We start from the raw sequence: 11,061 nt of genomic DNA on the forward strand, positions 1-11,061 counted from the left end.
CCATGCATGAGCACTCTTTATTGAATGATTTATTGAGGAAAATTGAACAGGTTGTCCTCGAACAGAACGCCGCACGAGCGACCAAAGTGACTATAAAACTGGGAGCATTCTCCCACATTTCACCAGACCATTTCCGTGAACACTTTGATCAGGCCAAACCGGGAACGGTGGCTGAGACAGCTGAACTCGAAGTTTATGCTTCAGATGATCAATCGGATCCGATGGCCCAAGAAATGATCCTGGAAAGTCTGGAAGTTGAACAGAATTGAACAGCTCGATATCCCAGTAACGACCGAAATTCGCGTTAGAATTTCCCTTCACGGTATGATTCAAGGCGTGGGATTTCGCCCGCTTGTTTTCCAACTGGCAAAACGGATGCAACTTAATGGTTGGGTTTCTAACAGTTCGGAAGGAGTTACGATTGAACTGGAAGGAATTAAGAAATCGATAGACAAATTTCTCAGGCAACTTGAACATGAACTCCCGCCCTATGCTTCCATTCAAGGACGAAACATTGCGCTGATAGAAACCTGGGGGGAAAAAGAATTCGCGATAAAAGAAAGCACAAACACTGGCGAAACTGCCCCACACATCCTTCCCGATATCGCAGTATGCCACGAGTGTCTGGAGGAAATGTTCGATCCCCTAAACCGGCGCTTCGCTTATCCGTTTATAAACTGCACGCATTGCGGACCTCGTTTCAGTATTGTCCAATCTCTCCCGTATGACCGAGCCAACACCACCATGGCTGGTTTTGAAATGTGCGAGGAATGCCGTGCCGAATACGAAGATCCGACCGATCGGAGATTTCATGCCCAACCCATAGCCTGTCCAAATTGTGGGCCACAGATCGAATTTCGCCACTTATCGGAATCTTCTTCTACCTTCATTGGGAAGAAGGCAATGGAATCAGCCATTCATTCACTCAAATCAGGAAAAATCCTGGCATTAAAGGGATTGGGAGGTTTTCAGCTTTTAGTTGACGCCACAAACACTGCGGCAGTTCAACGACTCAGAGAACGAAAACAACGCGGCAATAAACCATTTGCCGTGATGTTTCCTGACATCGAAAGTGCACGTGAAACTGTCAAAATCTCCGATCCTGAGGAAAAGCTAATTAAGTCGCCGGAAGCCCCCATTGTTCTCGTAGAAAAACAGAACAATAAGTTTGATTCGGCTTCACCTAAAAACCCCTACCTCGGTGTTTTTCTACCTTATTCCCCCCTTCACCACCAATTGCTTAAACAATTTAATAATCCTCTGATTGCAACGAGTGGGAACTTGGCCAATGAACCGATATGTATTCATAACGAGGAAGCGTTCCTACGTTTGAAATCTATTGCAGATGTATTCCTGGTACACGACAGACCTATTCAACGGCCTGTAGATGATTCGGTTGTGCGTATGGTTGGAGGTGACATTCAAGTAATTCGACGAGCTCGGGGATACGCACCCTACCCTATTCAAATGAGCCAACACGTGCCTCCCACTCTCGCTGTTGGTGGTCATTTGAAGAACACCATTGCCATAGGTAAAGGGCATCAAATCGTCCTCAGCCAACATATAGGTAATCTGGATACCATGGAATCTGTCTCGGCATTTGATTCTACCATTTCCGACTTCAGGACACTCTATGACCTCCAGGCTGAAGCTGTGGTTGCGGATAAACATCCTGATTATGTTTCAACCCGGTTTGCAGAAGAACAAAAATCAGAACACAATGTGCACATTCAACATCATCTGGCTCACGTATTCAGCTGTATGGCCGAACATGGATTAAAACCGCCGCTTACTGGAATTGCCTGGGACGGCACTGGCTATGGTGATGACGGAACCATCTGGGGCGCGGAATCGTTTAAATTAACCGAGCAGACAAGCCGGAGATTCGCATCGATCTATCCTTTTCAACTTCCGGGAGGTGAATCCGCCATCCATGAACCGGAGCGAATCGCCATTAGCCTACTTCATTCGGCAGGTCAGCAAATTCCACAAACCAAGAAAACGAACCTGCTCCTAGAATTGAATGAAAAAGGCATCAATTCCCCATACTGTTCCAGCATCGGTAGGCTATTCGATGGAATTTCCGCCATAATCGGACTATGCAGGGAGATAAATTATGAGGCCGAGGCTGCCATGCTACTTGAGTTTGAAGCTATGCAATCGGATACTCACGACCACTACGATTTTCCCGCACACAAATCCGATGGCTCCAATCTGACCGTCTTTGATTGGCGTCCCATGATTGGTCAAATAGCTGAGGATTTAAGAACCCAGGAACCTACTACCCATATCGCTCGAAAATTCCACAATACCCTGACCGAAGCCATCCTGGAAATTGCCCGATTATCCAATGAGAACAAAGTCCTTTTAAGCGGGGGATGCTTTCAAAACAAGGTTCTCACGGAAATGACTATTCATAAATTGACCGAGGCAGGATTTAAGACCTACTCTCACCACCAAATACCATCCAATGACGGAGGCCTCGCTGCAGGCCAGGTATATGCTCAATTGTTCAAATCCAACCTGAAATTAACCTGACCTATGTGCCTGGCGATTCCTGGAAAACTTGTTGAAGTCACCTCAGATGAGGAGTTGGCTCGTGAAGGCATTGTAGATTTCCAGGGAATACGGAAAAAAATAAATATCACCTTCACCCCTGAAGCCCAACCAGGAGATTACGTACTGGTTCATGTGGGATTTTCTATAAGCAAGATTGACGAAACCGCAGCCCAACGAACGCTCGACACTTTGCGGGATCTTGGCGAACTGGATGAATTGAATGAGGAAAATAAAGCCGAATGAAGTACCTGGATGAATTCAGAGAGGCTCCGGCTGTTCATAAGCTTGCAGCGCGTATCCACAATCTGACCACCAATAATTGGACGCTTATGGAGGTTTGCGGAGGGCAGACTCATTCCCTCATTCGTTATGGAATTGACACGCTGCTTCCCGACAAGATTTCCCTTATTCACGGCCCGGGTTGCCCGGTATGTGTAACGCCCATCGAACAAATTGATAAGGCCATAGAGCTTTCACAAAAAACGAATATTATCTTTTGCTCCTTTGGCGATATGCTGCGCGTTCCCGGATCCGAAAAGGACTTGTTTTACGCTAAAGCGAATGGAGGCGATATCCGGATTGTCTACTCACCGATGGACGCAGTTGGTATTGCTCAAAAGAATCCTGAAAAGGAGGTGATCTTCTTTGCCGTTGGGTTTGAAACGACTGCTCCTGCCAATGCCATGGCCGTTTATCAGGCAGCAAAATTGGGACTGAAGAATTTTTCTATTCTCTGTTCACACGTATTGGTACCACCAGCCATGGAAGCCATTCTTTCCTCACCCGAAAACCGGGTACAGGGATTTTTGGCTGCAGGACATGTTTGTACCATTATGGGAGAAAAGGAGTACGAGCCCATTGCAGATAAATACAAGGTTCCCATCGTGGTGACTGGATTTGAACCACTGGATCTAATGCAAGGGATTTATTACTGTGTAAAACAATTGGAGGAAGGCCGTCACGAAGTGGAAAACCAATACGACCGCTCCGTTCGCGTTGAAGGAAACCTTCCTGCGAAACAAATGATCGCGAAGGTATTTCATGTCATACCCAGGCAATGGCGTGGTATTGGTTCAATCCCGCACAGCGGATTGGGTATTCGTCCGGAATTCTCCTCCTTTGATGCCGAAGCGCGTTTTGATTTCAGACAACCAATGGTCTGTGAAAATCCCGAATGTATCGCCGGGAAAGTCTTGCAAGGTATCAAGAAACCCAAAGATTGTCCGGCATTCGGAACTCGCTGCACACCCGATCATCCCCTGGGAGCCCCCATGGTTTCAACCGAAGGTGCTTGTTCGGCCTACTACAACCACCGATCCCGTCACGCATGAACGTCGAAGGCAAATCTCCGGCATTTCCAACAAGTTGTCCCTTTCCATTTGAGGATTATCCGCAAGTGGTCCTGGCACATGGAGGTGGAGGAAAACTGACTCAGGATTTGGTAGAAAAAATATTTCTTGAAGCTTTTGGGAATCCTATATCCCGGGAACTACTGGACGGTGCTATTTTGAAGAATCCAGGTCAAACGCTGGTCATGTCTACCGACTCGCATGTTGTCTCACCCTTGTTTTTTCCAGGGGGCGACATTGGTTCTCTCTCCGTCTACGGAACCACCAATGATATTTCCATGTGCGGAGCTCGTCCCTTATTTTTAACGGCAGGCTTCATACTGGAAGAAGGTTTTTCCATGAATGCGCTCTGGAAAATTGTGCAGTCCATGAAACAGGCGGCAGAACAAGTAGGAGTTCAAATTGTAGCGGGTGACACAAAAGTTGTTGAAAAAGGAAAAGGAGACGGGGTTTACATAAACACAACGGGCCTGGGCTTTCGTGACTCTTCGCTGTCAATTGGACCCAGTCTAATAGAAAAAGACGATGTCGTTCTCGTGAGCGGTGATATCGGACGCCACGGAATAACTATCATGGCCTCACGAGAAGGATTAGAGTTTGAAACCGAACTTATCAGCGATTGTGGACCGCTTTCAGCCATGGTAGACACACTCCTGGACTCAGGCATCCCCGTCCATTGTATGCGAGACCTGACCCGAGGCGGACTTGCTACAGCGATCCTGGAAATCAGTAAACAAGCCAACATCGACGTAATTCTGGAGGAAGATGCAATACCTGTTGATCCTGCCGTGAAAGGCGCGTGCGAAATCCTTGGACTGGATCCGCTCTATGTAGCAAATGAAGGTTGCTTTGCCGTTTTCTTACCAGCTTCCTACAGCGAAAAAGCCCTGGATATCTTGCAGTCCTTTCCGAGTGGAAAAAACGCCAAATGTATCGGACGAGTCGTTTCATCCGGACATTCAAATGTATCGCTTAAAACTGGACTTGGCACCCACCGATACCTGACCATGTTGAGTGGTGAGCAACTTCCTCGCATTTGCTAAAAAACAGAAATGGCAACAGTACCGAAAAAAGAGTCCATTACTCAAAGCACCATCGTACGTATAGACGATACCGGTACGGTTACAACGGAACATGATAAAATTGCGGTGGAAGAACCGTTGGAGATTCGTTTAGGAAATAATCCCTTCGTTGTAACCATGCGAACCCCGGGTCATGACGATGAGTTAGCCGCAGGGTTCTTTGTGACGGAAGGAATTGTCAGGCAACGATCGGACATAAAAGAAATCAGTCGCTGCCCTACTTCACTCACACCGGAAAATACGGTGAGAATCGATCTGAAAGGTGGAAATAAAGCGGAAGGTCTAAAGTCCAATCGTGTAGGTGCCATTTCTGCGAGCTGCGGCGTTTGCGGAAAGACTTCTATCGAATCAGTTCAAGGTCATTTCCCTTCGATTCAAAGCAAGATAACGATTGAAAGAAATTTACTGCTCCAACTGCCGGATCGTTTAAGAGCATCACAAGATGTTTTTGATAAAACCGGGGGTCTTCACTCTGCCGGAATTTTTGATTTGGAAGGAAACCTGGTATGCCTGCGCGAAGATGTCGGACGCCACAACGCTCTCGATAAGGTCATCGGTTACGCATTTCTCAACAACCTTCTGCCACTGGACAAGCACGTGTTGGTGGTCAGTGGAAGAGTTGCTTTTGAAATTATGCAAAAAGCACTGGCCGCCCAATTGGCAATCGTTGCTGCCATTTCCGCTCCATCGTCTCTGGCCGTTACTTTCGCCCTCCATAGTGGGCAAACGCTAGTCGGCTTTCTGCGCAAACCAAGGTTTAACGTTTATTCGCACCCGCATAGAATCAGGTGATCTAGACTTCCGCCACTGTGCGAGAAATTGCGGAAGCCAAATGTGCACCCATGGTTTCAATGGATTTCCTATCCTCCAAGAGGTCTGAACAGACTTCTATTTCAATCCCAAGATATTGGTTGTTTGCAAAATGTGTTCTCAAAACTGTGGTAAGCCCGTCATCCGTTCCCGCATAAGGAACGTTCTCCTTTATACGCAGGCGATCCCCCAAGTCCTTTTGCAAATGCGCGCAGAGAGATGTTGCAAATCGAGATTCTTTTGATCGGTCAGGATCGTACAAAACTCCGATATCAACTTGTCTTTCCTTATTATTAAACATGCGAACAAAGGAATGGATCGAAAGATGTAACACGCAGTCCGACTCGTTGATCGCATCACTGATGTTTTCAAATAACTCTGCCCAATAGGGCTCGAAAACCTTTTCTTCCAATTCCTTTTGCTGACTTTCGGTTAAGGACCTTGAGTATTCGCTCCACCTGTCTGGATTGCCGATCGACCTGTTCAAATCGAGAAGTAGCCGGGTCCACTCTCCACGCACAAGCGGAGCATCGAAAAAATCCTTTAGTTCCTGGGCCAGCCTGAATGCACCTGGATCCCATCCACGGTGAGACCAAAGAATTGTTTGATCCTTTTCAGCAAATAGGCGCTCAAAACCCTCGAGTAGCGCAGCACTCGCGTGTTCACAACTCAAGACGATTTTCATGGCATGAACGGTTGATTCATCAACAAAGAGTTCCGCAAACGCTGATAAACAGCGAAGATAGACTCCGCATTTACGGTTGGGCCTATGGCTTTCAAAATGCGTTCGGCCAAATTACCTTCATCGAGTATCATAAGAATCGGTCCGGTCCATTCCTGGTTTTCTGGAACCAGGTTTTTAAGTGTCTCGCCAATTTTCCTGGAATTGCCACCACCGTATACCTGAAATAAAGCTTCATCATCTACCTCTGCGTAGCGGCCACGTTTTATTGCGTCATTGAACATAGTTCTCAGCGCTTCCGTGGACACTGACTCCTGGTCCTCCAACGAAACATGCTTATTTTCGTACCAATCCCTGACAAGGCTAATGATCATTTGAATGACCGCCAGGTCTTGACTTGGACATTCCTGAGCATCGCCCACGCGAATCTCAATAGAACCACGGTCGAATCGCCCAATTGCACCACGAGCGTTCGTCCATTCCGGTTCCAGGATGCCTTCAGGATCCAATAGTTCCAGATCGCGACGAATGACATCAAACACCTTTTCCTGATACTCTTCCTGGGAACGATAGACATCGGGAATCACACCGCCCGTGATACTCGGAACTCTTAAACAATTTTTTCTATACATATCCAACCGACTATCCAGGAGGCCGTATTTTCTCCCCTCCACCAAGGGTGAGCTGGAGGCAAGGACCGGAACGAGCGGAAGGACCAGGCGAATCGCACTGTGCAAACGCCTGAAACTCTCATCGTCGCCTACTTCGAATGGCAGGTTCAAATGAAACGATTGAAGGTTGGACCACCCGTGACCCCGGCTATCAAATATCCGGTCAAATGTATCGTAAATTTCCCGATCTCCATGGGGCCAAATATTAACGCCATCAAATGGCTCAAACCAGGGATGAATGGCTGTTCCCAACAACCCTCCACCTGCCTTCTTCAAAAGTTTATCGGCGAGCAACATCGACTCATGGAATTGACCTGAAAGCCCTTCGAGCTGTTTTACCGGTAGACTGGTCTTAAATTCCAGGACATGCATCACCAACTCATTCGACCAGGTAATAGGTCCATGACTTAGACTGTTAACAATATTCCCATCCGAGTCACGTAACACCGTATCTGAAAGGGACCGTAGATCCAGACTCTCCCGGTCCACGATCATGGTCTCGATTTCGATACCGTATTGACTAAATGCTTGAGCCATAAAATTCTCTTTCGTTAAACGGGATTAACACCGGTCCGCCCTTCAACGCGCTTAATAAAAGACCGGATGATGCAATCGTATAATTCGTCTTTTATTACGGCATCTTCCACACCGCTATCAATGGAAGGATTATCATTCACCTCAATCACCAGCGCCTGTCCGTTAATTTCCTTCAGGTCTACTCCATACAGACCATCACCGATCAAATTCGCCGCACGAAGTGCGGTATCCAGGACAAATGCCGGAACCTCTCCCAGCGGAAATGTATCCGCATTCCCGGCAACAATGCCTTTGGAACCTTCTCCCCGGTCATAGATTTGCCAGTGCCCACGCGCCATAAAATATCGGCAGGCGTAAATCGGCTTACGATCCAAAATCCCAATACGCCAGTCAAACTGAGTGGGTAAAAATTCCTGAGCGATCAACAGGTCAGTTTTTTCAAACAGTTCCTGGCAGGCTTTACGAAACCCTGCTTCATCATTTACTTTGACCACACCTAGTGAAAAGGAGGAGTCAGGCTGTTTAAGCACCAATGGAAAGGACATCCCTTTGGGAATCTCCGGATTGCTGGTAGTGTAAAGAATTTCTGTTTTGGGGGCAGAAATACCATTTCGATCAAAAAGTTCGGCCAGAAAAACCTTGTTGGTACACCGCAAAATAGAATCTGGATCGTCAATGGTTGGAATCCTTGCTTGAGTGGCGCGACGGGCAAACCTGAAAGTGAAATTTTCCACCGAGGTCGTGGCCCGGATGAATAAAGCATCCAACTCTTCAACATCGTCAATGTCATCCGGTTCCAGCATCTCGACAGCCAAATTATGGCGTTCTGCAGACTTCAAAAATTTCTTCAAAGCCATCGAGTCTGAAGGAGGAGTTGCCTCTTTGGGGTCCACTAAAATCCCAAGAGTAAATCGAGCTGGCACCTGTGCCTTGAGCCGCTTGGGGCGAGCAAACCATTGCTCTGCCGACTTCTGCACGAAGTCCATATGAGATTCGGGGATGTCTTTGGCAGAAATAAGGTTTACCGACCGCATCCTCCAGTCACCATCTTCTCCACGCCGGAAAACCGCCCTCATCAGAGGAGCGGGAAACAGTTTAAATACAGCCAGGGCCAGGCGGTCGTGCCGCTTGGCCAAGTTGCGTGAAAAGTAGACCGACAAAACGAACTCATCGTGTTGAATGTGTTCCAGGGATCGGTGAGCTGTTGCCTGGAATTCACGGGAGGGGTTTATCAGACGTCCGTGAACTTTCCTCAATGTGGAGACTAAGGGCAAGGGACGGTGACCGCGGGCTTCCGCCAGGAGAGACACATAATAACCGGCGCTTTGATAAGAGTAATCCCGACAAAGATTATACACTCGTGCCCGTCGCAACTTCTGAATGGCCGGATCCGTTATATAACTCTTAGGCGTGAGTATTTCTACACCAGCAGGCAACTTCACCTTCCACGTAGAGGGTCTTTCAACTACAACTAAAGTTTTCATACAATTTATTTGTAGATAATTAAAATATTTGCATCATGCGTTAAAACGCCGAGCAGTATGGAATTGATCAATCGATCGATATGGACCGAGTAACGATGATCGACCGAGAGAGGAGCCTTGGGATAAGGATCATAGACAGTCACATGTCGTGATGCCGATTCATACCCATGGAGGACCACAAAATGGCCCTCAGGCTTTCCGCCCAAGTCATCGGGTTTGCCCGTTTCAGGAACTTCTCGGGCCTCATTGTAAAGGAATGTGGCCGACACTCCGGCCAATATTGGATGCCCATGTAGCAAGTGATTGCGAATCAATGCGCGGGTCAATGCTTCCATTTTCAAATTTCCACCTTTTAGGACATAGGATTCCAGCGCTTCCAATTCGAATCGCTCTTTTTTGCTCCGCCGGACTTTTCTGGACGCACTGAGCTTTTCAATCAAAGAAGCGGCGGTACCTGGAAACCAGGAAGGATCCAGTACACGCAGATTACAGCTATAGAAATCGGCACGGTAACCACGTTCCAGAGCATCGACACCCATATGAATGGCCAGGGTCCCCCCTTCCTGTAATACCGGTATATTCTGGATCAACTCCTCAAGTGGAACATCATTTCCATACCACCGGTAGATGGCGTGGAGACAGGTAGGTCCACAGGAAGTTTCAGTGGGCTGGCGCTCAATCCAAAAGGTAGCAGAACTCCTTGTTACCTTATTCAATTTCTATGAAATAAGCATTCCAGCAAGCCATCAAAAGCGACTGGAAGAACGGCAGTAATAACAAATGCATCATACGAAAAAAATGAATCATGAGAGACAAATAATCCACTATTAATTATTTTCCTACGCATATCAACATTCATTCCTTTCAAAAGAAAAATCAGTAAAGTCACTCAATTTACAGACTCAATTATTTTCATTCCTAAGAGCCGACCCGGGGACTAAAATGGATCGATTTATGAACTGCTAAAACAGCCACTTTCGGAATTCCTCGATTCCGAGAGCCGGTTCCTTTGCCTCAGCCATGAGCCGGGCAATCTCTTTGGTAAACCGCTCACGCACTTTCCGATAATCGAACTTCTCATAGAAATTGATCAATTCATCCGGATCCTTTTTCAGATCGAAGAGCCATGGTTTGTCTTTGTCAGAGATCACGAGTTTGTAACTATCGGAAACCGCAGCTACCCAACTGGGATGCATGGTTGTTCCCCGAATGTAGATGATTTCTTCATCCTGGATATTCATCTTTGAATTTTGGAAATGATCGGACAAATCCCTTCCTTGAGCTACAAAGCCATCGCCCTCAATGCCCATTAAAGAAAACAGGGTCGGACCAAAATCAACGGAGGTCATTGCCGAGTGGATTACCTTTCCGGCCGGCACTATCCCCGGTTGCTTCCACAAGAATGCGACTTTGGCTGAGGCTTCGAAGGGAATTCCTTTGTTGTGCTTCCGATGTTCTCCCATCAGGTCACCGTGATCGGAAGTGAAGACCACGATGGTGTTGTCCTCCAGATTCAAGCGTTTCAGCTCGTTCGCTAACCTTCCCATGTTGTCATCTATGCATTCAACCATGCCAAAGTAGGCAGCCATCTGGCCCTGATTCAACTTCCTGTCCTTTATGTAATTATTACCCTGAAACGGGCTCCATCCTGGATTCTGTTCATCGGTTTTGAACATCGTCTTGGGTTCTTTAAAGGTCAGGTCTTTGTATTTGCTTGCATAGGGCTCACGCACTGTATTCGGGCCATGCGGATCCGGCAGACTCAACATCACACAAAACGGATTGTCTTTAGGGCACTTTGAATAATCAGTTTTTCTTTAGTTGAGACAAATAAAAGTTCTTGGTGGATTCGGACACACAGGATTAATACTGTAGATCCGACTGATT

At 47.1% G+C, this 11,061-nt stretch carries 10 protein-coding genes and 1 pseudogene; 6 read left to right on the forward strand and 5 right to left on the reverse strand.

Annotated features, from left to right (window positions below):
- Positions 1-2: 2 nt before the first annotated feature.
- From O3C43_16010 to fdhD, 6 genes are read left to right on the forward strand one after another with little or no spacing between them, the layout of a single operon-like run.
- Positions 3-269 (forward strand): hydrogenase/urease maturation nickel metallochaperone HypA, encoded by a 267-nt coding sequence (locus O3C43_16010; protein MDA1067997.1) that lies wholly within the window; start codon positions 3-5, stop codon positions 267-269.
- Complete coding sequence (hypF, locus tag O3C43_16015; GenBank protein ID MDA1067998.1) at positions 256-2,538, forward strand: carbamoyltransferase HypF; 2,283 nt, start codon at positions 256-258, stop codon at positions 2,536-2,538. The genes O3C43_16010 and hypF overlap by 14 nt, the downstream gene beginning before the upstream one ends.
- A gap of 3 nt (positions 2,539-2,541) precedes the next feature.
- Positions 2,542-2,802, forward strand: coding sequence for a HypC/HybG/HupF family hydrogenase formation chaperone (locus tag O3C43_16020; GenBank protein ID MDA1067999.1), 261 nt, complete (start codon positions 2,542-2,544; stop codon positions 2,800-2,802).
- Positions 2,799-3,890: a hydrogenase formation protein HypD gene (gene hypD, locus O3C43_16025; protein MDA1068000.1), complete on the forward strand. Its 1,092-nt coding sequence runs from the start codon at positions 2,799-2,801 to the stop codon at positions 3,888-3,890. The genes O3C43_16020 and hypD overlap by 4 nt, the downstream gene beginning before the upstream one ends.
- Positions 3,887-4,951: a hydrogenase expression/formation protein HypE gene (gene hypE, locus O3C43_16030; protein ID MDA1068001.1), complete on the forward strand. Its 1,065-nt coding sequence runs from the start codon at positions 3,887-3,889 to the stop codon at positions 4,949-4,951. The genes hypD and hypE overlap by 4 nt, the downstream gene beginning before the upstream one ends.
- 9 nt (positions 4,952-4,960) lie before the next feature.
- Positions 4,961-5,782 (forward strand): formate dehydrogenase accessory sulfurtransferase FdhD, encoded by an 822-nt coding sequence (gene fdhD / locus O3C43_16035; GenBank protein MDA1068002.1) that lies wholly within the window; start codon positions 4,961-4,963, stop codon positions 5,780-5,782.
- Between the two features lies 1 nt (position 5,783).
- Here the strand turns inward: fdhD and O3C43_16040 are convergent, their stop codons facing one another.
- From O3C43_16040 to O3C43_16060, 5 genes and pseudogenes are all read right to left on the reverse strand, one after another.
- Entirely contained in the window at positions 5,784-6,485 is a 702-nt protein-coding gene (locus O3C43_16040; protein MDA1068003.1) for an N-formylglutamate amidohydrolase, read from the reverse strand.
- Positions 6,482-7,690: a glutamate-cysteine ligase family protein gene (locus O3C43_16045; protein ID MDA1068004.1), complete on the reverse strand. Its 1,209-nt coding sequence runs from the start codon at positions 7,688-7,690 to the stop codon at positions 6,482-6,484. Before O3C43_16045 ends, O3C43_16040 begins: the two co-directional genes overlap by 4 nt.
- 14 nt (positions 7,691-7,704) lie before the next feature.
- A complete protein-coding gene (locus tag O3C43_16050; protein MDA1068005.1) occupies positions 7,705-9,174 on the reverse strand; it encodes a RimK family protein in 1,470 nt (489 codons plus the stop codon).
- A 5-nt stretch (positions 9,175-9,179) separates the two neighbouring features.
- Positions 9,180-9,890 carry a C39 family peptidase gene (locus tag O3C43_16055; protein ID MDA1068006.1) on the reverse strand — a complete coding sequence of 237 codons (711 nt, stop codon included), beginning with the start codon at positions 9,888-9,890 and terminating at the stop codon, positions 9,180-9,182.
- 246 nt (positions 9,891-10,136) lie between these two features.
- Positions 10,137-10,952: pseudogene (locus O3C43_16060) on the reverse strand (sulfatase-like hydrolase/transferase).
- Positions 10,953-11,061: the final 109 nt, after the last annotated feature.

This window comes from Verrucomicrobiota bacterium (assembly GCA_027622555.1).
Lineage (GTDB): Bacteria > Verrucomicrobiota > Verrucomicrobiia > Opitutales > UBA2995 > UBA2995.